This window comes from Erythrobacter sp., assembly GCF_039988855.1.
Taxonomy (GTDB): domain Bacteria; phylum Pseudomonadota; class Alphaproteobacteria; order Sphingomonadales; family Sphingomonadaceae; genus Erythrobacter.
Window position 1 is genome coordinate 432,774 of the sequence record NZ_JBDXIY010000016.1, and the last position, 23,283, is coordinate 456,056.

Annotated in this window: 24 protein-coding genes; 15 read left to right on the forward strand and 9 right to left on the reverse strand. The window is 56.2% G+C overall.

All coding sequences use genetic code 11. From position 1 onward, the window contains the following. Nucleotides 1–181 precede the first annotated feature (181 nt). Nucleotides 182–1,003, forward strand: a complete 822-nt coding sequence (locus tag ABJ205_RS09755) for a DUF2059 domain-containing protein (protein ID WP_348160033.1) — start codon at nucleotides 182–184, stop codon at nucleotides 1,001–1,003. Then, on the forward strand, nucleotides 1,003–3,483 hold the full coding sequence (locus ABJ205_RS09760; protein WP_348160031.1) for a ligase-associated DNA damage response DEXH box helicase: 2,481 nt from the start codon (nucleotides 1,003–1,005) through the stop codon (nucleotides 3,481–3,483). The genes ABJ205_RS09755 and ABJ205_RS09760 overlap by 1 nt, the downstream gene beginning before the upstream one ends. A gap of 193 nt (nucleotides 3,484–3,676) precedes the next feature. Here the strand turns inward: ABJ205_RS09760 and ABJ205_RS09765 are convergent, their stop codons facing one another. The 6 genes from ABJ205_RS09765 to ABJ205_RS09790 form a co-directional block, all read right to left on the reverse strand. Beyond that, on the reverse strand, nucleotides 3,677–3,850 hold the full coding sequence (locus ABJ205_RS09765; RefSeq protein ID WP_348160029.1) for a hypothetical protein: 174 nt from the start codon (nucleotides 3,848–3,850) through the stop codon (nucleotides 3,677–3,679). Nucleotides 3,851–3,878: 28 nt separating this feature from the next. Continuing rightward, nucleotides 3,879–4,259 (reverse strand): biopolymer transporter ExbD, encoded by a 381-nt coding sequence (locus ABJ205_RS09770; protein ID WP_348160027.1) that lies wholly within the window; start codon nucleotides 4,257–4,259, stop codon nucleotides 3,879–3,881. 239 nt (nucleotides 4,260–4,498) lie between these two features. Then, complete coding sequence (locus tag ABJ205_RS09775; protein WP_348160025.1) at nucleotides 4,499–4,930, reverse strand: biopolymer transporter ExbD; 432 nt, start codon at nucleotides 4,928–4,930, stop codon at nucleotides 4,499–4,501. Between the two features lie 38 nt (nucleotides 4,931–4,968). Beyond that, nucleotides 4,969–5,505: a biopolymer transporter ExbD gene (locus ABJ205_RS09780; RefSeq protein ID WP_348160024.1), complete on the reverse strand. Its 537-nt coding sequence runs from the start codon at nucleotides 5,503–5,505 to the stop codon at nucleotides 4,969–4,971. A gap of 132 nt (nucleotides 5,506–5,637) precedes the next feature. Then, the gene (locus ABJ205_RS09785; RefSeq protein WP_348160022.1) at nucleotides 5,638–6,399 is read right to left on the reverse strand and encodes a MotA/TolQ/ExbB proton channel family protein; all 762 of its coding nucleotides are present in this window, start codon (nucleotides 6,397–6,399) and stop codon (nucleotides 5,638–5,640) included. 75 nt (nucleotides 6,400–6,474) lie between these two features. Continuing rightward, a complete protein-coding gene (locus tag ABJ205_RS09790; protein WP_348160020.1) occupies nucleotides 6,475–7,140 on the reverse strand; it encodes a TonB family protein in 666 nt (221 codons plus the stop codon). 499 nt (nucleotides 7,141–7,639) lie between these two features. On the opposite strand from ABJ205_RS09790, the gene ABJ205_RS09795 reads away from it, so the two are divergent. Both ABJ205_RS09795 and ABJ205_RS09800 read left to right on the forward strand, forming a co-directional pair. After that, complete coding sequence (locus tag ABJ205_RS09795; RefSeq protein ID WP_348160018.1) at nucleotides 7,640–8,476, forward strand: hypothetical protein; 837 nt, start codon at nucleotides 7,640–7,642, stop codon at nucleotides 8,474–8,476. 101 nt (nucleotides 8,477–8,577) lie between these two features. Further along, complete coding sequence (locus ABJ205_RS09800; protein ID WP_348160116.1) at nucleotides 8,578–9,885, forward strand: homoserine dehydrogenase; 1,308 nt, start codon at nucleotides 8,578–8,580, stop codon at nucleotides 9,883–9,885. An 18-nt stretch (nucleotides 9,886–9,903) separates the two neighbouring features. On the opposite strand, the gene ABJ205_RS09805 is transcribed toward ABJ205_RS09800, so the two are convergent. Next, entirely contained in the window at nucleotides 9,904–10,407 is a 504-nt protein-coding gene (locus ABJ205_RS09805) for a hypothetical protein (protein WP_348160016.1), read from the reverse strand. Further along, nucleotides 10,404–11,075, reverse strand: coding sequence for a hypothetical protein (locus tag ABJ205_RS09810; RefSeq protein WP_348160015.1), 672 nt, complete (start codon nucleotides 11,073–11,075; stop codon nucleotides 10,404–10,406). The genes ABJ205_RS09805 and ABJ205_RS09810 overlap by 4 nt, the downstream gene beginning before the upstream one ends. Before the next feature lie 130 nt (nucleotides 11,076–11,205). On the opposite strand from ABJ205_RS09810, the gene glpX reads away from it, so the two are divergent. From glpX to ABJ205_RS09830, 4 genes are all read left to right on the forward strand, one after another. Next, nucleotides 11,206–12,171, forward strand: a complete 966-nt coding sequence (glpX, locus tag ABJ205_RS09815; protein WP_348160114.1) for a class II fructose-bisphosphatase — start codon at nucleotides 11,206–11,208, stop codon at nucleotides 12,169–12,171. A gap of 163 nt (nucleotides 12,172–12,334) precedes the next feature. Next, nucleotides 12,335–12,967, forward strand: a complete 633-nt coding sequence (locus ABJ205_RS09820) for a hypothetical protein (protein ID WP_348160014.1) — start codon at nucleotides 12,335–12,337, stop codon at nucleotides 12,965–12,967. A gap of 108 nt (nucleotides 12,968–13,075) precedes the next feature. Further along, complete coding sequence (locus ABJ205_RS09825) at nucleotides 13,076–14,011, forward strand: ribose-phosphate pyrophosphokinase (protein ID WP_348160013.1); 936 nt, start codon at nucleotides 13,076–13,078, stop codon at nucleotides 14,009–14,011. 108 nt (nucleotides 14,012–14,119) lie between these two features. Beyond that, nucleotides 14,120–14,998: an inositol monophosphatase family protein gene (locus ABJ205_RS09830; protein WP_348158960.1), complete on the forward strand. Its 879-nt coding sequence runs from the start codon at nucleotides 14,120–14,122 to the stop codon at nucleotides 14,996–14,998. Nucleotides 14,999–15,124: 126 nt separating this feature from the next. Here the strand turns inward: ABJ205_RS09830 and ABJ205_RS09835 are convergent, their stop codons facing one another. Continuing rightward, nucleotides 15,125–16,018, reverse strand: a complete 894-nt coding sequence (locus ABJ205_RS09835) for a hypothetical protein (RefSeq protein WP_348158962.1) — start codon at nucleotides 16,016–16,018, stop codon at nucleotides 15,125–15,127. A 337-nt stretch (nucleotides 16,019–16,355) separates the two neighbouring features. Between ABJ205_RS09835 and ABJ205_RS09840 the strand changes: the two genes are divergently transcribed. The 7 genes from ABJ205_RS09840 (at nucleotide 16,356) to pheT (ending at nucleotide 23,277) form a co-directional block, all read left to right on the forward strand. Then, nucleotides 16,356–16,787, forward strand: a complete 432-nt coding sequence (locus tag ABJ205_RS09840; protein WP_348158964.1) for a gamma-glutamylcyclotransferase family protein — start codon at nucleotides 16,356–16,358, stop codon at nucleotides 16,785–16,787. A 290-nt stretch (nucleotides 16,788–17,077) separates the two neighbouring features. Beyond that, entirely contained in the window at nucleotides 17,078–17,281 is a 204-nt protein-coding gene (rpmI, locus tag ABJ205_RS09845) for a 50S ribosomal protein L35 (RefSeq protein ID WP_348158966.1), read from the forward strand. A gap of 22 nt (nucleotides 17,282–17,303) precedes the next feature. After that, nucleotides 17,304–17,663, forward strand: a complete 360-nt coding sequence (rplT, locus tag ABJ205_RS09850; protein ID WP_348158968.1) for a 50S ribosomal protein L20 — start codon at nucleotides 17,304–17,306, stop codon at nucleotides 17,661–17,663. 198 nt (nucleotides 17,664–17,861) lie between these two features. Continuing rightward, complete coding sequence (locus ABJ205_RS09855; protein WP_348158970.1) at nucleotides 17,862–18,797, forward strand: AraC family transcriptional regulator; 936 nt, start codon at nucleotides 17,862–17,864, stop codon at nucleotides 18,795–18,797. A 14-nt stretch (nucleotides 18,798–18,811) separates the two neighbouring features. Then, nucleotides 18,812–19,702 carry a helix-turn-helix domain-containing protein gene (locus tag ABJ205_RS09860; RefSeq protein ID WP_348158972.1) on the forward strand — a complete coding sequence of 297 codons (891 nt, stop codon included), beginning with the start codon at nucleotides 18,812–18,814 and terminating at the stop codon, nucleotides 19,700–19,702. A gap of 78 nt (nucleotides 19,703–19,780) precedes the next feature. Then, a complete protein-coding gene (gene pheS / locus ABJ205_RS09865) occupies nucleotides 19,781–20,881 on the forward strand; it encodes a phenylalanine--tRNA ligase subunit alpha (protein ID WP_348158974.1) in 1,101 nt (366 codons plus the stop codon). Then, nucleotides 20,878–23,277 (forward strand): phenylalanine--tRNA ligase subunit beta, encoded by a 2,400-nt coding sequence (pheT, locus tag ABJ205_RS09870; protein ID WP_348158976.1) that lies wholly within the window; start codon nucleotides 20,878–20,880, stop codon nucleotides 23,275–23,277. The genes pheS and pheT overlap by 4 nt, the downstream gene beginning before the upstream one ends. The last annotated feature ends 6 nt before the right edge of the window (nucleotides 23,278–23,283 follow it).

The window sequence follows — 23,283 nt, forward strand, 5'->3', positions numbered from 1 at the left end:
GTTTAGGCCAAGCTGGGGATTGCACAGACGCCCGATATGGATGCGATCCTTACGGCTTTTGGCGCTTTTAATTTGGTTTGCTCCTGCACTTGAAGTTGCCGGGCGTTTGCAAGAAATGGGCTGGAACGCATCGTCTGGGTAAGGCATTGGTGCTCTTGAGATCTCGAAAAGGACCGCAATCATGAAACGCTTGTTTTTGGCCGCTACTACAGGGCTTGCTTTGTCGTTCACTGTCCCTGTCGCTGCGCAAACAGAAACATCAGCGCAACCATCCCAGGAAGAAATCGACGCTATTGCTGATCTGTTCGGTGATATGTTTGTCACGCCAGATCCGCTGTCACCTGAAGAAGAAGCGCGCCTTGGAGAGGCGATGATTGTCGTCACAAAGCTCTTCCCCGAAGGCACATATTCACGGATGATGGAAGAGACCATGGCGCCGATGCTCGAAGAGATGATTGGCGGTCTTGGTGGTTCGCCTGCGCTTGCCTTGAGGGGTCTTACCGGCGTCGACTCGCTTACATTGGGCGCGATTGATGATGACAAGCTCAAGGCAGCTGTAGCACTGCTCGATCCTGCTGCAGCAGAGCGTAATGCCGCGATGGGTGCCAAATTGTTTGAGCTTATGAGCGAGGTGGTGGTCGAGATTGAGCCTGCTTACCGGGCTGGTCTTGCCCGTGCATACGCCGTCCGCTTTTCTCAGGAGGAACTGGCTGACCTTTCAGCCTATTTCGATACGGCTGTTGGTAAGAAATACGCTGCTGAGAGCTTTGTTATCTTCGCCGATCCTCAGGTTATGTCGGCTATGAACGAGCTCATGCCAGCGATAATGCAGCGTATGCCCTCAATGTTTGAACTGATGGGCAGCATTGGTGCTGAGTTTCCGGAAGGTCGCAGCTTTTCTGCGTTAGATGCGCAAGAACGCGCCAAACTCGCTTCACTTTTGGGCATAAGTGAAGAGGAACTCGCCGAGGTAGAGCCAGCAGCGATGGGCGATGGATTCTAATGAACTTGGATGCCGGGCAGGTCCCGGCTGAAATCCAAGGCTGGTTCGATACGCGAGGTTGGCGCGTCAGGCGGCACCAATCAGACATGCTCACCAAAGCGCGCGAGGGACGCGATGCCTTGCTTGTCGCTGATACCGGTGCGGGCAAGACGCTTGCGGGGTTCCTGCCAACCCTATGTGATTTCGTGCCTTCGATTGATGCAGCCCCAGAAGATGGTCTTCATACCCTCTATGTTTCACCGCTGAAGGCGCTTGCGCATGATGTGAAGCGCAATCTGCTTACCCCGATTGAAGAGATTGGACTGCCCATCCGGGTTGAGACCCGCTCGGGCGACACATCATCAGATCGCAAGAAACGCCAGCGTAGCAAGCCGCCTCATGTGCTTCTCACTACGCCTGAGAGTCTGTCGCTGCTGCTTTCCTATCCGGAGAGCATGGAGATGTTCCGCACCTTAAAGCGTGTCGTTATCGACGAGGTGCATGCCTTTGCGACCGGAAAACGCGGAGACCTTCTGGCGCTTTCCTTGGCGCGGCTTCAAACCCTTGCTCCTGATATGCAGCGCGCGGCGCTTTCGGCAACGCTGGCCAATCCTTTGAGCTTTCAAGAATGGCTTGCCCCTCAACCCGCCGATGCTGAGGGCGAAATTCGTACAGCCGATCTGGTGCTGGGTGAAGACGGGGCTCCGGCTGAGGTGGATATTCTCCTGCCGATAGAGGAGCGCGTCCCTTGGGGCGGGCATGCAGGGCGCTGGGCGGTGGATCAGTTGATGGAGGCGATCTGTGAGAACCGCACGACGCTGATCTTTACCAATACGCGGTTTCTGGCGGAGTTTATCTTTCAATGCCTGTGGGAGGTGAACGAAGAGAACCTGCCCATCGGTGTGCATCACGGGAGCCTTTCCAAGGAAGCCCGGCGCAAGGTCGAGGATGCAATGGCAGCAGGAGAGCTGCGCGCGCTGGTGTGCACGGCCAGCCTCGATTTGGGGGTCGATTGGGGCGATATTGATCTGGTGGTGCAGATGGGCGCGCCAAAGGGTTCCTCGCGCCTTCTCCAACGCATCGGACGCGCTGGCCATAGGCTGGACACGGCAAGCCGCGCCATGCTGGTGCCGGGCAATCGCTTTGAATTTCTCGAAGCGATGGCGGCGAAAGATGCGGTCGATGAAGGTATGCGCGATGGCGAGGATTTCCGCGCAGGCGGTCTTGATGTGCTGGCGCAGCATGTGATGGCATGCGCTTGTGCAGGGCCTTTTCACGAAGATGATCTGCTCGCCGAAATCCGCAGCTCGCTGGCCTATGCCTGGGTGGATGAAACGGCGTTCCAGCGCATACTGCATTTCGTTGAAAGCGGCGGATATGCGCTTAACGCCTATGACAAATTTAAGCGCATCACGCGGGATAGGAGCGGTGTGTGGCGGCTTACCCACCCCAATCAGGCCCAGCGCCACCGCATGAACGCTGGCATCATTGTCGATAGTGAAATGCTCCAAGTGCGTTTCAAGAACGGACGCAAGCTGGGCAGGGTGGAAGAGCGCTTTGCGGCGCAATTGTCGAGCGGCGACACCTTCTTCTTTGCGGGCATGAGCCTTGAGGTTGAGAGCATCAAAGACATGGATGTGATCGTACGCGCAGCGAAGAATTCGGCGACGATCCCGTCGTATGGCGGGCTTCGCCTGCCGCTCACCACGCATCTGGCAACACGCGTGCAAGCGATGCTCGATGACCGTGCGGGCTGGGGGCGGTTTCCCGATGATGTGCGTGAGTGGCTGGAGGTGCAGGACTATCGCAGCCGCCTGCCAAAACCGGGCGAACTGCTGGTCGAAAGCTTCCCGCACGCCAAGAAGCATTACACGGCCTATTACACCTTTGAAGGGTGGAACGCGAACCAGTCGCTGGGCATGCTTATCACGCGGCGGATGGAGAGCCTTGGCCTGATGCCGGGCGGTTTTGTGGCGAATGACTACACGCTTGCGGTGTGGGGTCTAAAGCCGGTTCTCGACCCCAAGCCGCTGCTCTCACCCGATATCCTGACCGAGGAATTTACCGAGTGGGTGACCGAAAGCCATCTTTTGCGCCGTGCTTTCCGAGAGGTGGCCGTGATCAGCGGCCTGATTGAGCGTCAACATCCGGGAAAACGCAAGACGGGCAAGCAGGTGACCTTCTCTACCGATCTCATCTACGATGTGCTCAGGAAATATGAGCCGGATCATGTGCTGCTTGAGGCAGCATGGGCCGATGCGCGTGCCAATATGACTGATGTGGGGCGGCTTGCCGATCTGCTTGAGCGTTCGCAGGATGAGCTAGTACATGTCGAACTTGAGCGGGTTTCACCCTTGGCCGTGCCGGTGATGACCATGATTGGCCGCGAGGCGGTGCCGCAGGGCGAAGTGGATGATGAGCTTTTGTTAGAGGCGGAGACGCTGGCTGGCGAAGCTATGCGGATTGAGCCGCGAGAGGCTGAGCATTTGGACTGGGACTAATAAAATTCGAGTGGCTTGTAGAACTGCTCGCAACCACCTGGCTCGAAGATATTAATTGACGCGTCCGCTAGGATCTCAGTCGACGAATCTGGGGAGCAAAAGGACAATGGGTTGGACCATGTTATAGGCAATGATGCTCTCAGAGAGTTGTTCGAGCGTAACCAAGGCATCCTCTAACCTGATTTCTCCTTGTTCATTCAATGACACCGTGAGGTTTGGAGGAGGGTGCTTCTGGGGGGAAACCCTCTGGCAATTCAATGATGAGTGCGTGAACCCGCGTTTGGTTTGCAACAAACGCCAAAGGCCGCGTATCGATCTTGGCGATTGGTTCGCCGTGATCGAAGCGCTTCCTTGGGCGCTTGCGCATGACCCGTCCATTCAGTTCGTTCGCGGCTCTAGTCAAAGTCCCGATATCTCTCATTCCCGACGAAGCCGAATTTGGTCACGCCTGAAAACTTGATGGTCCGCATGATCTCAGCCGAGGCCTGATAGCTCGCTTGGGCCTCTGGTTCGAACTGCAGTTCAGGCTCCGGAGCCATTGCCGAAGTGGCGCGCAAGAGCGCCATTAGCTGAGCTTTGTTGATCTGATTGCCATTCCAAAAAATCGCATCTTCGTTTGAAACGACAAGCTTATTGGTGACAGGATGAGGTTTCGTAGTGGGCTCAATTGGGACACTGGGCAGATCAAAATCCATCGAATGGGAGGCGATGGGGATTGTCACGACAAACATGATGAGCAGCACCAGGAGCACATCGATGAGCGGGGTCATGTTCATGGAACTGACGGGCTCATTACCGGATCTATTACCGGGGGCATCGCCTATAGGGGTTAGCGAAGTAGCCATATTTTCTCACCTCTTGTGATCAGGACAGAACTTGACTCTACAGCAAACCCAATAGGTTGCCTAACGCACACGGGTGTGCGGGCAGCAACTGACCGCGGTTTAGGCAAAGAAAAAGGGCGCTCCGGTTTCCCGTGAGCGCCCTCTTGCTTGATCAATCAGATCGTGGCCGTTTACTTGCCAAAAACCCGATATCTGTCGTTTCCGACAAAACCAAATTTGGTCACGCCAGACTTCTTGATGATGTCGAGCGTCTTCGCAGACTTGTCATAGCTTGCTTGACCAAACGGTTCGTATTGCAGTTCAGGCTCGACTGGCAATGCCAATGTCTGAGCAAGAATTGATACCAAGTTTCCTTCCGTGATCGGATCGCCGTTCCACAGAAGTTGATCATCATCGGTGATCACCAACTTGTTCTTGTCCGGCTCGATATCAACTGGGTTATCAGGCGGATCGCCTGATGGAAGGTCGATATCGACCGAGTGTGTCGCCACCGGAATGGTGATGATGAACATAATTAGCAGAACGAGCAAAACGTCGATCAGCGGGGTCATGTTCATATCGATCATCGGTTCGCCGTCGAGTTTACCTCCAGCCATACCCATGTCAGTTACTCCTTAAATTCGTCAAACAGACTTTGGGATCAACCATTCGGATCAACCGGGTTGGAAATGAACCCAACCGTCGGATAGCCCGCTGCCTGAATGTTGTAGATCGCACCCGCAACACAGCGCCATGGAGCTTCAACGTCAGCCCTAATGTGCACTTGTGGGATCAAGTCCGGATCTTCCATGATTACGTCAACACCGCCTGCACGCTGAACGATCGCATCGAGGCGGTCGAATGCCTGCTGACGAAGTTCTTCGGAATCAACCGGAGTGATGTTGTTGAAGTAGACCCGGCACTCGCCGCCCCGTATCGCACCACCGAAGCCAGAACGGATGATCCCTGCGGTGTTACCATCGGCATCAGTCGTGCTGATGGTAAGCTGCAGGTTTTCCACCTTATCCTTGGACTCTTCGGATGCGAAGACTGGGATTTCAAGCTGTTCGATCGTTTGGATCGCCACCGGAACCGCGATGAGGAAGATGATGAGGAGAACCAGCATCACGTCCACCAGCGGCGTGGTGTTGATGTCGGACATTGGGGTATCGCCCCCGCCTCCCGTCGAAATCGCCATTGTGAATTCCTTCTCTGCTCAAATTTGAGCGTTTCTCAAATCAGGCACCTGATATTCAGGTGCACTACGAAGATTGGATTTGACGGCTAGGAGGAGGCACCCGTGTGAATGCCCCCGTTAGCCATCAAAATCTTACTTCTTCGCAGCCGGAGCCGGCTTCGCAGCAGGCTTCTTCGCAGGACCAGCCACAGCAGGCTTAACCACACCGTTTGAACCGATGTAGGCAACGATGTTGTTTGAGAAGTCGGTCATCAAAGCGTCGATGCGACGGTTACGCGACTGGAGCCAGTTAAAGGCAAGCACAGCAGGCACAGCCACAAGCAGACCAATAGCGGTCATGATGAGCGCCTCACCAACTGGGCCAGCAACCTTATCGATCGAAGCCGAACCCTCGATACCGATGTTGATCAGAGCACGGTAAATACCGATCACGGTACCGAGCAGACCAATAAACGGAGCCGTCGCACCAACAGATGCGAGGAAGGAAAGACCGCCAGACAAAGACTGGTTAATGGTGTTTTGTGAATGAGCGAGTTCCTCTTCTACGAAGTGGATCTCGTTTGCTGCACCTTCCATTTTGGAGTGGTGGTCTTGAGCAGTGACAGCATCGTCAGCGAGCTGACGCCATGCTGAGTTCTTCTCAAGCTTGGTTGCACCTTCTTTGAGCGATGCGGTGCGCCAAAACGCGGTTTGAACGCCTTTGTACTGACGCATCACTTTGGCTTGCTCGAAGTATTTGGTGAAAAGAATGTAGAACGAGCCCACAGACATAATGACCATGACAGCAAGGATCGACCAGGCAACTGGGCCGCCTTCTTCCATAGCTTTCATGAAGCCAAACTCGTTGACTGGTGCTTCGGTGGCAGCGCTGGCTGCAAGATAGTAAAGGTTCATTGCGAGTAATCCTCTTGAAATAGTTTTGGTCGGAAACCTGCGGACCCTCTCGTCCCCAGGCTTCCATCAATTCGATCAATTCAAACGGTAAGTGATCCGTGTGTTGTATCTGCCACTGGTCTCATTCCCTGCGGCATCAAGCGCCGGGTTAAAACGTGCGTAACGTTCCATCCCGCGGCATGCTGCCCGGTCAAGGATAGTTGAACCGCTTGATGCGGTAACTTGGCAGTTGGTCGCGCGGCCTCTGGCCGTCACGACGACACTGACACCAACCGTACCTTCAACTTCTTCGCGAAGTGCACGCGAAGGATAGTTTTCTTGAATACGGCCTGCCCAACGACGTTCGTTGCGAGTGGTTGCACCCCGCGCTAGCGATGGCGGAGCTGGCTCCGGCGTCGCTGTTGCAGTTGGCCGAGGTTCCGGATCTGGCTCTGGACGAGGCTGAGGATCAGGATCTTGCTCACGCTCCACAGTGTTATTCTGATTCAGCTGAGGAATCGGTGGCGGCGGCACGGTGGGCGGCGGCTCTACAATCTCTTCAGGGGGAGGCGGTTCCTCCTCTGGCTCAGGGGGTTCCTCGGGCTCTTCCACATTGACCGCAGTAACCCGCTCCGCGATTTCCTTGACCGCCGAAATGGCGAGCCCGGAAATGAGCAGGTAACCAACGGCTACGTGGATCAGCGCGACGAAAATAATGGAAGTAACTCTACTTCCACCCATTTGTTGGTCAGCGTAGGCCATCCAGTCGCTTTCACTCCATAGTCTTGGCCGAACCGGGGCGTTCGACACACAATTTCACACCCTAAGACTTGCTCATCCAATTCGATTCGCACCCAAGAAAGGTGCACGTCCCGATGACTTCAGTCCTAGGTAGTGACTCCCAGAATCTTGAACTTCCGACTGAGATGAGTTTTTGCAAAGCCACACCCGGCAAGCCGTGCGGTGTTTGGCAAACAATTCTTCCCAACCGACCTTGCATTTTTGGTTCATTACGGACTCAAAAACACAAAGGCGCTCCACGTGCTGAATTTGTCCCCAACCTCAACACGAGCAAACGGCTTTAACGGTCAACCTTTAGGCAATCAAACGCTTTATCCATTCAGGAGCGATTCATTGCGATGGACTTGCAATAGGAAAGCCTCGAATATGGTCTCAATGTATTTGGTAGGATTCGGTGATGAAGCTTATAGTTAACGGAAATTTAATCCCTTGTTTCAAGCGACTAACAGTTCCCTCCATTGTGGCGGCATCACTGTTTGCGGGCGCTGTTCCTGCCCTTTCGCAAGGCCCTGTCTCAGAAGCGATTAGTGCGGCTGATCGGGCCACATATGCCGACCTTGTCGACCTTGCGGAGCGCAGTGACATGGTGATCAAGGTGGAGATTCGCCGCCAAATAGCTGTCGAACCAGAGCGCGCACCCGGATTAGAGCCCGGATTCACGAGGCTCTACATCGAAGCGCGCACATTGGCGCTCATCTCTGGCTCTTCGGCGCTCGGCGAATCGCTCGTGTTCCTTGTTGACGTCCCGCTCAATGCCAAGGGTAAACCGGAGAAGTACAAAAAACGCGAAATGATACTGTTTGCGGATCAGGTTCCCGGTCGGCGGGGGTCCGTCAGGCTAACGGGTAAACAGGCGATGCTTGATTATTCTCCTGCGCTTGAGGCGCGTCTTCGCCCGATTCTGACCGATTTGGCGGGGCGTGATGTGCCCCCTTTGATTTCTGGCATCGGTGATGCGCTTGCGGTGCAGGGGACATTGGTCGGCGAATCAGAAACGCAAATTTTTGTTGAGACAAAGGACCGTTCGCCGGTGTCGATCACGGTGCTTAGGCGACCGGGTCAGCCTATTTCTTGGGGCGTGTCTTGGGGCGAAATCATCGATTCGGCGGCACGCGCCCCTGCGCGTGAGACTTTACGTTGGTATCGCCTTGCCTGCTCACTTCCTGATTCGCTTCCCTCCAGCGCCAATCTCGCGCGCGATCCCGAAACGCGGCGTCTTGCCGAGGCTGACTATCGCTTTGTGCTCGAACAGCTGGGTCAATGCTCAAGGGTTATTACGCAGGCTGATGAAGCCTAACGGGACTAACTTGAGCAATGCGAGGGGCTTGACCTGCGTGCGGGTGCTCTTAAGCGGGGCGCTTCTTTGGTGATCAACACGAACGGAGCCTCCCTTTGGGCATAAACGCACCTCTTCGCATTGGAATTGCAGGTCTCGGAACAGTCGGGGCGGGCGTCATTCGCTTGCTCGAAACCAATCGCGATCTGATTGCGGCGCGCGCTGGCCGGGCAATCGAGGTCACAGCGGTAAGCGCGCGTGAGCGAGGCAAGGACCGGGGCGTCGATATCAGCGGTTTTGCATGGGAAGACGATATGACCGCGCTTGGTTTGCGCGAGGATGTTGACGTTGTTGTGGAATTGGTCGGGGGCTCTGATGGTCCTGCACTCACGCTTTCTCGTGCGGCGTTTAAAGGCGGCAAAGGTTTTGTAACGGCAAACAAGGCAATGGTGGCACACCACGGCCTTGAGCTTGCTGAGGCGGCCGAAGCCGGCGGCCTTGCGCTCAAATTCGAAGCGGCGGTTGCAGGCGGCATACCGGTGGTCAAAGGCCTTCGCGAAGGCACCAGCGCGAATGAGCTGACCAAAGTGTATGGCATCCTGAACGGCACCTGCAATTACATCCTTACTACGATGGAATCGACTGGCGCTGATTTTGCGGAGACCCTTTCTGAGGCGCAGGCGTTGGGATATGCGGAAGCCGATCCGACCTTCGATATCGAAGGTGTGGATGCAGCGCATAAGCTGGCTATCCTTGCGACCATTGGTTTCGGGGTGGAGCTTGATTTTGCGAATGTCACGACCACTGGAATTGTCGCAGTTCGCGCCGCTGACATCGCTCAGGCAGACGCATTAGGCTTTGTTATTCGCTTGATCGCCGAAGCCGATGTTCAGCAAGATGCCGACGGTCCAAAGCTTCTCCAACGCGTGCGCCCGTGCCTTGTCGCAAAGGATCACCCGCTTGCCCCGGTTGATGGCCCTACCAATGCAGTGGTGGCCGAAGGGAATTTCGCAGGCCGGCTGTTATTCCAAGGTGCAGGTGCAGGCGATGGCCCAACCGCCAGCGCAGTGGTGGCCGACCTCATCGATATTGCGAGAGGGGACGTGGGCGCGCCTTTCTCTATGCCGGTTACGCAATTGGCGAGCCTTGGCCCAGCCGAGCCCGGTGGCCGTACACAGCGCACCTATTTGCGCTTTACGGTGAACGACCGTCCCGGTGTACTGGCCGAAATCACTGCTGCGATGCGCGATGCTGATGTTTCGATCGAAAGCCTCATTCAACAAGGCCGTGCTGGCGAAGACAGCGAAGTTCTGGTGGCTATGGTTACGCACGAAGGGCTGGAGGCAAATGTTGTCCGCGCCATGGAGCTTCTGGAGGGATCAGACAGCCTAACGGGCGAGCCGTTAGTCCTGCCGATTTTGCCGAGCTAGTTTCTTGCGCCCCAGCGCTCAGTCGTCTTTCAATGGTGGAAGCCCGCGCGCAATCCGATCAGCATCTGACCCTGAAGGCGGTCCGGGAAGCGTATCAAAATCGACCGTTACGGGCGCTTGCGAGGCTTCGCCGAGTTCGGCGGTAACGGTCATAGTAATGACTGATCCTTCTGACGGCAATTGTATGCCGCTGCCATCCACATCGGGCGCTTTGGGACCCTGCGTTCGCTCAGCGTAGCTACGCTCAAAGTCTTGCGCATTCCAAGAGCCATCGGACGCTTCGCCCAAGCTGCGGCACACGACAATCTCACCTGCAATGCGCGCGGCATCGGTTTGGGCTTCGCATTCATTATAGCTCCCTTGAGCGGGAAGCGTACCGGGCAGGGTTAGGTCAAGGACGAATTCAGCCTCATCGTCCTCGTCCACTTCTTGTGCCGATAGAGGTGAGGTGAACAACGCTAAACCAGTTAGAGCTGATCCAAGTGCAAGAGTTTGCGCTGTAAAATGCCCCCTTTCGGTCATTGGACATCTGGCGCGTCCAATCCCGCAGCACGCCTCCGCCGTTGAATCTCTTCTGGGCTCAACTCTTCATCTTGGCCCAAGGGTGGAAGCCCTCTGGCAATTCGGTCAGCGTCCGAGCCTTCTGGCGCTTCGGGCAGGGCCTCGACATCAATGATAAGAGCCGCTTCGCCCGGGCAAGGCGGGATTACGCAGAGCCCGCCGAGTGTCGCGGGGCCCTTGAAAATGCCGCCGCCAGCGACATCGACCGGCTTCTCTCCTTGGGTGCGTTGAGCATAGTTGCGCTCAAATTCTTCCTTGTTCCACGATCCATCCGTCTCTTCACCCAATTGGCGGCACACGACAATCTCGTTGGCAATACGCGCTGCATCCGCCTCTTCCTCGCAATCCTCAATCAACAGCTGGTCCGACTGACTGCGCGGCTTGGTGATGATCAAGTCAAGGACGACGCGTTCTTCGGGTTCAGGGGCAGCAGGTGCTGCAACCTCGGCTGCCTCATTTGGCCCTGTTCCATTCGGTTCATCTTGTGCTGACAAAGGGCCGCCAAGAGCCGCAAGGCACACGCCAATGCTCACCAAACCGAAGCGGTGCAAAAGAGTTACATCTGTTGGGTACTGTATACCAATGCTCGACAAGCCTATATCCTCATGGCTAAGCGCGACTAAGGACATATAAGGCCCCGATTACCGTAATGGGCGCATAAGGACTGAATTCCCGATGAACACTCCAAACATACCGCACGCTTCTGGCACAGATGTACTGGCCACAAAAGAGGAAGGGAGCAAAAGTGCGATAGACCGCATGCTCGTCCTTGAAATGGTGCGCGTTACCGAAGCGGCTGCTGTTGCTGCGGCACAATTGATCGGCAGGGGCGATGAAAAAGCAGCCGATGCCGCTGCGGTCGAAGCTATGCGGCGTACGTTCGATTCGCTCTATATGGACGGCACAGTGGTGATCGGTGAGGGCGAGCGCGACGAAGCGCCAATGCTCTATATTGGAGAGAAAGTCGGCGGCGCGCCGGGCAAAGGTCCCAAGATCGACATCGCACTCGACCCATTGGAAGGCACGACAATCACCGCCAAAGCAGGACCCAATGCGCTTGCTGTATTGGCCGCGTCCGAAGAGGGTGGTTTGTTGAATGCGCCGGACGTTTACATGGACAAACTTGCAGTGGGCCCCGGCCTTCCAGCCGATGTGATCGATCTTGCCAAAACGGCGACGGAAAATGTCGAATCTGTCGCAGCGGCCAAAGGTGTAAAACCGTCCGAAATCAATGTCTGCGTCCTCGATCGTCCGCGCCACTCTGATCTTATTGCTGAACTTCGCAGCATCGGATGCGGTGTGCACCTGATCGGCGACGGTGATGTGGCGGGTGTGATTGCGGTGACCGATCAAGACACCACCATCGACATCTATATGGGCCAAGGCGGCGCACCTGAAGGGGTGCTTGCCGCTGCTGCTCTGCGCTGTGTCGGAGGACAGTTTAACGGACGCCTGCTCTTCCGCAATGACGATGAGAAGGCGCGGGCTCGCAAATGGGGCATCACTGACCTTGATAAGATCTACAAGCTGGAAGAGCTTGCGAAGTCAGATTGTATCTTTGCCGCAACCGGCGTGACATCAGGTTCGCTTCTTGAGGGCGTCAAAACCCGAAGGAAGAGCACTGGTGCAATGATCATGACGACCGAGAGCGTCGTGATGCGCGCATCGAGCGGCACCGTGCGCTGGATCCAAGGCGAGCACAGGGTTGCGCCGCACCGGGTGTAGTTTTCGCGCATGTAGCCGCTCTCGCTGGGAAAGGCATTCTGCCCGTGCAGCTTTGCTCAGCGCGCGTTCATCGAGATTGCACAAAAGAGCGGGCGACGTTGCAAACATCAAACGGACCTGACCTGTGCTTGGCGCCCGCGCATTCTTGGTATCAATGTTGCTCATGCAAACCTCTGTGTTGGGTGCAAGGACGCCCAGCATTCTGGTCGACCCTGAAATTGATGCCCGACTGACAGAGCTGGCGCAGCAAGACGCGCCCCTAAACACCGCAATAGAACATTCACCCGATTGCGAGACAGGCTGCATTACGCCTGTCCAAGCATTGAAAATGGCCTTTGAAGCAGGCGAGGGCGAGGCGCGCGCAGGCCGCTTCCTGCTCGACATTAAGGGTGGCGGGCAGAGCATAAGCGGCTCTTTGGAACAGCTTTTCTTCGTAAGCTCGCGCCGCGACTACGCACGCTTTGGGACGCTCACCATCGCGATAGAGCCCGATGCACTGTACAATCTGCTGCGCCGTGCAACGGTCTGCAAACCGCGCGATTTTACGCCGGGCAGGATCGATGTGAAAGGGTGCCGTCAGGACACGAATTTTGACCTCAACATGTTCACTATGATCCAGCGCCTGGGTGGTCGCCGAATCGCAGTGGATGGAGAGGTGCGCTTGCAATGGATTGATGCGCGCACGGGCCTTCCCAAACCGGCTGCCAACAAACGCGGTGAGCATGAGGCGGGCTATTATCAGGTCTGGGTCCGGGTCGATAACGCCGATCAGGTGATCTTCGTTCACGACGAGTAATCTTCCCGACCCTGCACGGAGGTGACGACAAGCCCAATCTCGCATGTTGCAATTCAATGACGCTCCATTAGGCGGGGGACAGCACCATCCATACGGGGATTCGCGAAGATGAAGATCATGTCCGGCAACTCGAACTTGCCGCTCGCCCGGGCTATTGCTGCCTATCTTGAAATCCCTTTGACCGATGCGAGTGTTCGCCGGTTTGCGGATGAAGAAATCTTCGTTGAAATTCATGAGAATGTCCGGGGTGAGGATGTCTTTTTGGTTCAGCCCACGGGTTATCCGGCCAATGACAACCTCATGGAGCTGCTCATCTGCATTGATGCGTTGAGGCGCGCGTCGGCCAAACGGATTACGGCGGTTGTGCCGTACTTTGGCTATGCCCGCCAAGACCGCAAACCCGGCCCGCGCACGCCGATCTCTGCCAAACTGGTTGCCAATTTGATCACTGAGGCAGGCGCGGACAAAGTGCTCGCTGTGGACCTTCACGCTGGGCAGATTCAGGGATTCTTCGATATCCCAACCGACAATCTCTATGCAGCGCCCGTAATGGCCGCCGATATTCAAGCGCGCTACGGCGACCATGATCTTATGGTCGTCTCGCCCGACGTAGGCGGCGTGGTCCGTGCCCGCGCTCTGGCCAAACGCCTCGACAACGCGCCGCTCGCCATCGTCGACAAACGCCGCGATCGCCCTGGCGAATCAGAGGTGATGAACATCATCGGCGATGTCTCTGGCCGTCACTGCATCCTAATCGACGATATCGTCGATTCGGGCGGGACGCTGTGCAATGCCGCCGAAGCGCTGCTGGAAAACGGGGCAAAGTCGGTTGCCGCATACATCACCCACGGTGTGCTTTCGGGCGGCGCAGTTGCGCGGATCGACGGCTCGAAATTGAAAGAGCTGGTAATCTCCGATTCGATCCAGCTTACTGAGGCCGCCATAGCCTCAGAGAAAATCCGCGCGCTTCCCATTGCCCCGCTTGTTGGCGAAGCGATTCGCCGGATTGCGGATGAAAGCTCCGTCTCCAGCCTGTTTGATTGACGCTTTGTATTGCGCACCCGCCCAGCAAGGACGCACCCGGGTGCGTCCTTGCTGGGCGGGTGCGCAGTTGCCCTTGCGGTCTTGCAGACCGTTTCGTAACGCGCGTGCATGACTCCTGCTGATCTAGAATTCGCCAACCGCCTTGCTGATGCTGCCGGTTCCGTCATCCGCCCGCTGTTTCGCGGAGATGCAAAGGGCGATTGGGAAGCGGAGACCAAAGAGGATTCCTCCGCCGTCACCGAAGCGGATCGCGGCGCAGAGGCGGTCATGCGCAAAATGATCGAGGAAGAGCGCCCCGGCGACGGCATAATCGGCGAGGAGTATGGCCGCACGAACGAAGGCGCAGGCCGCCAATGGGTGCTCGACCCGATCGACGGTACGCAAAGCTTCGTCGCAGGCCGCGCGATTTTCGGCACTCTGATTGCGCTAATGCAAGACGGCTGGCCCGTCCTTGGCATTATCGACCAGCCGGTTCAGCGCGAACGCTGGGCGGGCCGCGTGGGTGAGACCACGACCCTCAACGGACATGCTGTAAAAACCCGTGCCTGCCGCGCGGTTGAAGGCATGAGCATGGCCACCACCTCGCCCCATTGCTTTAGCGCGGATGAAGCGGACGCATGGTTGAACGTCGTCACCAACGCATACCCTAAGAAACCATGGCCGATCTATGGCGGCGATTGCTATAACTATGCCTTGCTAGCGAGCGGCCATATCGACCTCGTGATGGAAAGCGGCCTTAAGCTGCATGACTATGCGGCATTGGTCCCTGTGGTCGAAGGCGCAGGCGGCATGATGAGCGATTGGCAAGGCAACCCATTGGACGCGGATAGCGATGGTTCGGTGATTGCCCTTGGCGATCCGGCGAGGCTCGAAGATGTGCTGGCGGCGATGGGGTCAAGCGAGATGCCCGCCAATGTCCGGGAAGCGAGCGACACTTCGATCCTTCCGAGTTCAGGTGGTTTCAGCTTTCCTTTGGGGGATGATTGATGCCTTTGCATCGCCGTCGGTGATGGCAGTGCGTGCGGCTATCGTTAGTTGGGCTTCAAGAGCCGCCATTCCGCATTCGACCCAAAGCCGGACAACCAGCTTGGCAGTTTTGGATGTGTTCCAAGCTTACCTCTGGGGCCTGAGGTTTTCGATGATCTGCGCGTCGACCCAAAATATGTCTATGTCGGAATATGGGTTGTCGTCTGTTGTGCCTACAACTCTTACGAAGAACAGATATTTTCCATCAGGCGTAACCTTTGGTCCTGCTTCGTATGCATCCGTGTTTATTGCCGCGCCCATATTGATAGCTGACCCCCAAGAGCCATCCGGGTGCCGAAAACTGATGTACAGATCGACATTGCCAAAACCGCTATCTTTTATGCCGTCCCAAATGATGTAGGATTCGTCGGGAGCGATGAAGGGGTGGGCATTCCGTGTTCCGCTGTTGATTTCACTGCCAAACGGTTTCGGCGTTTCACGCACGCCATCAATCAGCCGCGAATATCTGAGAAGGCCGTCCTCGTCCTCACGCCTTTCGTCGATCGCATAAGTCCCCCGCGATGAGGCAGAAAGGCTCATGATGTTTATGTCTTCGAAGGCAGGTCCAAGACTTTTGGTTTCTGACCAACCATCAACGGTGCGCTCCTTATACAGCTTGCCGAAGTGCATCGTCTTACCATCGGGCGCGAAGTATCTGTAGAATGGTTCAGCATCTTCTCCCTCCCTCACTGTCATGGCCCAACGACCTTCTTCTTGTGAGAAGATGATTGTTTCAAGCTCTCGATCCTGCGGGCGCTGCCTAACAAAATAGAACTCATCCATATCACGCGAAAAGACGCCGCCATCCTCAAATGCGCTTGTTGTCACAAGCCCTGGCGCGAAGGGGATTGGTGTCAGGCCGGGAGGTTCCTGTCCCAAGTAGGGGCCTGTGAGCTCAGGTGCTTCATTCTGGTCTTGATTTGTGCAGCAGACGGACAAAGAAGCGAGCAGCAGGGCGATCGACGATGAGAGAAGTTTCACTGTTTTCCTTCACAAAATTGGGTTGTCGGTCTTTGTTCAGTGACAAGCTTGCCAATGGCTATATGAAAGATTGAGCGGAACAAATGGTAGACGACCAACCACTTGAATCACTCGATAAACCTCAACTCGGCATGCCAAAAAATGCAGGCTCGAGCGTTTGAAGTGAAGATTTCGACTGGCGTTGCCCTCTGCTCCAACTAGGATCAATGACCCACGCTAAATGGTACGCCCGCAATGCTGCTCCCACCTCCAGTCCCGGCCATCTACGCAACGCTAGCTTTTGTCTAAAAGCGGTCTTCTTTAGACAGGTTCGAGCTAAGCGGATATGACTTGGACCATGACCAACCCCGCCCACCTCTTCTTCTACGGCGTCCTCCAAGAGGGGCTTGGCCCGGACGGCGGCGATTGGCCGTTCTTGAAGGGGCTCGGCATGGGTGCACCTGCGACAACGCAAGGGGCGCTTTATGCGATTCCGACGCCGCATGGCTGGCATCCCGCACTTATCCTGACGCAGGCGCGTTATTCCGCCATCGTCCACGGCGCGATCCATGAGGCGTCCCATGTGGACATGGGCCCGGTCGATGAATTCGAAGGGCCGAGTTACACCCGGCAAGCTGTACCGGTCGATGGCTGGGATGGTTACGGCGACACCTGCGCAGATGCCTATATCTGGACCGATGACCTGCCCGAGGATGCAGAGCTGATCGCGAGCGGAGACTTTGCGCAGTGGCTCCAAGAGAAAGGTCGCCCGATCTATTCTGGCGGCTAGCGGCCCGTTTCCTACTGTCCCGCGGTCCGCTAAAAGGGCTGGCTATGAACTTGTTTGAAACGCCGCTTTTGCCTCTCGAATTGCTACGCTTTTCCCGAGGAAGCGATTTTTGCCCTTGGACAGTGTGTCATGTGTGTCAAATCTTTTAATTCCTCGAGGTTTTCGAATCACTTGCACTTCTGCGTCAAATCGCTATGTGCCCCGCTTCACCGACACGTATTTGCGCGTTCGGCCTGGCGACATAGGGCTGCCAGGGCTGAGCCAATGTGTCTCTGACTAAGGAGATGAAAATGCCCAAGCTTAAGACCAAAAGCGGTGTGAAGAAGCGCTTCAAAATCACCGCAACTGGCAAGGTTAAGCACGGCGTCGCTGGTAAGCGTCACCGTCTGATCAGCCACAATGCAAAGTATATCCGCCAGAACCGCGGCACCTCGGTTGCGTCTGACCCTGATGCACGCACGATCAAAAAATGGGCGCCTTACGGCCTCGATTGATTGAATAGTCAGGAGATAAGATATGCCACGCATTAAACGCGGCGTTACAACACGCCAGAAACACAAGCGTCTTCTCGATCAGGCCAAAGGTTACCGCGGCCGCCGCAAGAATACGATCCGTATCGCCCGTCAGGCGGTCGAAAAAGCAGGCCAATATGCCTACCGTGACCGTAAAGCGAAAAAGCGGTCTTTCCGCGCGCTTTGGATCCAGCGCATCAACGCTGCGGTTCGCGCTGAAGGTCTGACCTACTCGCAATTCATGCACGGTGTGAAACTCGCCGGGATCGAACTTGACCGTAAAGTCATGGCTGATCTTGCAATGCACGAAGAAGCGGCATTCAAGGCGATTATCGCTCAAGCGAAAAGCGCTCTACCAGCGTAAACGCGATTACAATTGGCGAGCTACGCCGATTTTGACTTACTGTGAATGGGCAGTAAGCGCAGTCAAAGTAAAAGGGCCCGGCGCTAACATTGGCGCTGAGGCCCTTTTTGCTTCCTATGTAGAAGGATCCGCAATTTGTATATTTGCGCCTAAAATCTTGTAGTTTTTCGACAACTGCGCCAAATGGCAACTATGTCCATGGGGGAACACATAGATGGGCGAGTTGCGTCCGCTGCTGTTGAGGGCAACCGGAGTCATTCGGCCCAAGCTGTGTTTCACCCGGCTCCTTCCCAATTCGAAGGCTGCTTTACGACCTTCTACCAGTTGAAACTGGAAGTTGAGAACGATGGGCTTTTGGAAGATTATCTGCAGCCGGAATGGGCCAATCTGAGGTTTTTTGCAGGGTCCCACCCCAGTTCCCAAATTGCCGGGCACAGCCTGTCAGGCGCCCGCTTTGTCGTCACAGGTCCAAGCTCTCTCGCCTGCAAGTTTAGCGTTGGAACGTCTCGGTTATGGGGCATCGGCATCTTGCCATTGGGCTGGGCCCGTTTGATTGATGCTGAAGCTTATGACTATCGCAATGCTCTGTTTGATGGCGGCCAGGATAAGGTGTTTGCGCAGTTTGATGGCCTCTCGGACCTGCTTTGCAATCCAGACGCTGACGTTGAAGAGCAGGTGCTGGCAATAAGCCAAACGATGGAAAGGTTGATGCGACCATCGCGCGATGAAGACAAAATCGTGCGGGTACATGACGCGTTGGTCAACGGTGATCACCTTGCGGTTGCTAGTCTTGCTGATGATTGCGCGATGAGCGTTCGGACGCTCGAGAGGGTTTGTCGCCGCTACTTCGGCTTCACCCCAAAGCGCCTCATGCGCCGCCAACGTTTCACTCGAAGTCTGACCAGTTACATGCTTCATCAAGGGGCCTTGTGGACTGAGGCAATGGACGAAGAATATCATGATCAAGCCCAATTCACTCGGGAGTTCACGGAGTTTATGACCATGACCCCGAGCAAATATGCAAGCTTGGCGCACCCTGTTCTTGCCTCCTTTATGGAAGCGCGTGAAAAGATCTGGGGTAGTGCGGCGCAGGCGCTTGATCGGCCGCGCAAAGCTGATGATCATGTTGAATAAGAACAGGATCTGGGGTGCATACTGAATCGGGCAGTTCGGTTTCGATCCGCTTCGCGCTTCCCAGCGCGAAACTCAGCCCCTTCATTACCACCTATTATTGCACAAAAGTTGCCGCTTCAAACGGTCAGGCTATGATCGAAGACCGCCTTCATCCCGAATGGGCCAATCTGCGGTTTATGGATGAAGACATGTCGCAAAGCGCAATGGGATCCGCACCTTTCGAAGCTGTGCCTCGGTTCGCTGTGGCAGGGCCAACGGCGACGGCCTTAAGGTTCCGCATGAAGCCGGGCAGAAGTTGGGGGATTGGCCTTATGCCTTTGGGCTGGGCAGCTTTGTTCGATGCACCTGCAAGCGATTACTCAGATCGGGTGGTTGATGGGAATCAGGACTCTGTCTTTCGCGCCTTTCATCCACTTGCACGTATACTGTCCAACAGTAACCGCGATTTTGCCGAGGAGCTGGCTCTAATTGAAGCGCATATGGAAGGGCTCATTTTGCGAGACACTGATGAAATGCACGCGATCGAACAGTTGAATGCGGCCCTTGTGGACCCCAAAATTGCTACCGTTACTGAGTTGGCCGAAGAGGTGGCAATGAACGTGCGCTCACTTGAACGCCTTTCCAAGCGCGCATTTGGATTTTCGCCTAAACTCTTGCTCAGGCGACAACGTTTTTTGCGCAGCCTCTCGAAATTCATGCTGGACCCATCGATGAAGTGGCTTAATACTCTGGATCAACAATATCACGACCAAGCTCATTTCGTCAGAGATTTCAAACAGTTCATGGGCATGATTCCGAGCGTTTACGCTAAATTGGATAAGCCGATATTGATGGCTGCAGCACAGGCGCGGATGGCGATTGCAGGGCAAGCGGTGCAGGCTTTGCACGGCGCAAATGCCGACTAATCGCGCACGGTTGCGAAACGTGCTTTGCATGTGGGCGCAATTCTCGCTAGCGGACCGGCCAATTGGAAAGCGGAATTGATGACCGAATTGACAGATCAAAAGCAGGCAGCCCTTGCCGCCATTAGCGCGGCAACCAACCTCGACGCACTAGAAGAACAGCGCGTGGGCGCTCTGGGCAAAAAAGGCTGGGTGAGCTTAGCGCTCAAGACGCTTGGCCAGATGAGCCCGGATGAGCGCAAAGAAGCAGCGCCTGCGATCCAGGCTGTGCGCGGCGAAGTGGCAGAGGCGATCGATGCCAAGAAGGCGGAACTGGAAACGGCCGCGCTTGAAGCGCAGCTTGCCAGTGAAACGATAGACCTGACGCTTCCTGCGCCCGATCAACCTAAGGGATCGATCCACCCGGTCAGCCAAGTAATGGACGAGTTGGCCGAGATTTTTGCCGACCTTGGCTTCTCAGTTGCCACCGGTCCAGAGATTGAGGACGACTGGCACAATTTTACCGCGCTCAATATGGATGAAAGCCATCCTGCGCGCGCGATGCACGACACGTTCTATTTCCCGGACAAGGCAGAAGATGGCGCGTCGATGCTCCTCAGGACGCACACATCGCCGGTGCAAATCCGCTCGATGAAGGCCCAAGGCGCGCCAATCCGCTTGATCGCGCCGGGCCGTGTGTACCGCTCTGACAGCGATGCGACCCACACGCCGATGTTCCATCAGGTCGAAGGGCTTGTGGTGGATGAAGACATTCACCTCGGTCACCTCAAATGGACCCTGGAGACCTTCTTCAAAGCCTTCTTTGAACGAGAAGATATCGTGTTGCGCCTGCGCCCATCCTACTTCCCCTTCACTGAGCCTTCGGTCGAAGTGGATGTAGGTTACTCCAACGAAGGAGACCGCCGCGTTGTGGGGGGCCACGGCGATGCGCCGGGCCATGATTGGATGGAACTTGGCGGCAGCGGGATGGTCAACGCCCGCGTGCTCGAATTTGCTGGCATCGACGCTGACAAATACCAAGGGTTCGCCTTTGGCCTCGGCATCGACCGGATTGCTATGCTCAAATACGGGATGAACGATTTGCGCGCCTTCTTTGACGGCGATCCGCGCTGGCTAAATCACTATGGCTTCTCACCCTATGATCAACCGACGCTTTCTGCTGGTGTGGGGGTAAGGCCATGAAGTTCTCACTAACTTGGCTGAAAGATCACCTCGAAACCGAGGCGAGCCTTCAAGAGATCACCGATGCTCTCAACGCGATCGGGCTTGAGGTTGAGGGTGTTGAAGACCCTAGCGAACTTCTCGCCGGTTTCCGCGTGGCATATGTCCTGACGGCTGCAAAGCACCCGGATGCCGATAAGCTTCAGGTCCTTAGCGTTGATACAGGTGAAGGCGATCCGGTGCAGGTTGTCTGCGGCGCTCCCAATGCGCGCGCTGGCATGAAGGGCGTTCTGGGTCTTCCCGGCGCGGTTGTACCGTCCAACGGGATGGAGCTGCGCAAAGCGGCTATTCGCGGGGTTGAGAGCACCGGCATGATGTGTTCGGCGCGCGAGCTTGACCTTGGCGAAGATCACGACGGCATTATCGAATTGCCAGAGGATGCAAGCGTTGGTCACAGCTTTGCCGATTTCCAAGCTTCCTCACCCATCATCGAAGTGGCGATCACACCTAACCGTCCCGATTGCATGGGCGTTTACGGCATTGCCCGCGATCTGGCGGCCGCTGGTTTGGGCACGCTTAAACCTATCGCATTGCCAAAGTTCGAAGCCTCTGGCGCGTGTCCCGTCGACATTCGCACAGACGATGCCAAAGGGTGCCCCGCATTCTTTGGCCGCGTTATCAAGGATGTTAAAAACGGCCCTTCGCCTGACTGGATGCAAGCGCGTTTGAAGTCGGCTGGGCAAAAGCCAATCTCGCTTTTGGTCGACCTCACCAACTATCTGATGCTGGCCTTTGGCCGCCCTTCGCACGTCTACGATCTGGCGAAGCTTGAAGGTGCGATTTTCGCCCGCAGCGCTGTTGCTGGTGAGGAAGTGCTGGCGCTCAACGAAAAGACCTACACCCTCGATGAGACGATGACGGTCATTGCCGATGATGCAAAGGTCCTTGGGATCGGCGGCATCATGGGCGGCGAGGATACCGGGGTGCAAGATGACACCAAGGATGTGCTCCTAGAGATCGCTTACTTCGACCCTGCCCGCAGTGGTGTCACGGGCCGCAAACTTGGGCTTGCGACAGACGCACGCACACGCTTTGAGCGCGGTGTTGATCCTGAGTTTCTGGGCCAAGGTCTGGACCTGTTGACTGGGCTCATCACGCAGCTCGCAGGCGGCTCGCCCAGTGAGGCGGTTCATGCAGGCTCCCCTCCGAGTGAAGCGAAAGTCGTCGCATTCGATACCGCTTTGACCAAACGTTTGGGCGGTGTCGATGTCTCGGACGACGAACAGCGCACAATTCTAACAAGCCTTGGCTTTGAGGTCGCGGGCGATTGGCAGGTGACTTGCCCGCTGCGCCGTAATGATATCGAAGGTCCAGCCGACCTCGTCGAAGAGGTCGTGCGCATTCACGGCCTTGATAAGGTCGAAAGCGTGCCGCTTCCCCGCGTGGACGGCGTTGCGCGTCCAACTGCCAGCCCGCAGCAAATGCTGGAGCGCAAATTGCGCCGTGCGGCCGCTGGCAGCGGTTTGGATGAGGCGATCACTTGGTCGTTCTTGCCCGAGGATGTTGCCGAACACTTCACCGCGACTGATGACCTTTGGAAGCTCAGCAATCCGATTAGCGAAGACATGAAAGTCATGCGGCCTTCGCTTGTGCCGGGATTGTTGCTGGCTGCTAAACGCAATGCTGATCGCGGTGCAGGAGCCACGCGTGTGTTCGAGCTGGGCCGTCGATATTTCAAAGGAAAAGGCGGCGCGAGCGATGAGCGGGCGACCCTTGGCATCGTGCTGGCAGGTGAGAAAACCGCGCGCGGCTGGGCAAATGGCAAAGCGGTCAGCATTGACGCCTATGACGCAAAAGCGGCTGCGTTGACGCTGCTCGAAGCAGCAGGGGCTCCAACGGCTCGCTTGATGGTGATGGGTGAGGCAGGGGATCAATTCCACCCGGGCCAATCGGCCACCTTGCGCCTTGGTCCTAAGAACGTCCTTGCCCGTTTTGGCATGGTCCACCCTGCAACGCTCAAGGCGTTTGATATGGATGGACCGGTGGCGGCAGTTGAGCTGTTCCTCGATGCCATCCCGGCGAAGAAAGCGAGTAAGGGGCCGGCGAGCTTTGCCCGGCCGAGCTTTACCCCGCCTGCACTGCAAGCGGTGACGCGTGATTTTGCGTTCTTGGTGCCTGCTGATCTTGCGGCTGAGGATTTGCTCAAATCGGTGCGCGGTTCGGACAAGGTGAACATCACCGCCGCGCGTGTCTTTGACGTATTCACCGGTGAAGGCGTGCCCGACGGGCAGAAATCGATCGCGATCGAAGTGACGCTGCAACCGCAGGAAAAGAGCTTTAAAGACAAAGAACTGAAGGCCATTGCCGATACAGTTGTCGGCGCGGCAACGAAACTGGGGGCTGAGCTGAGGGGGTAACCCCGG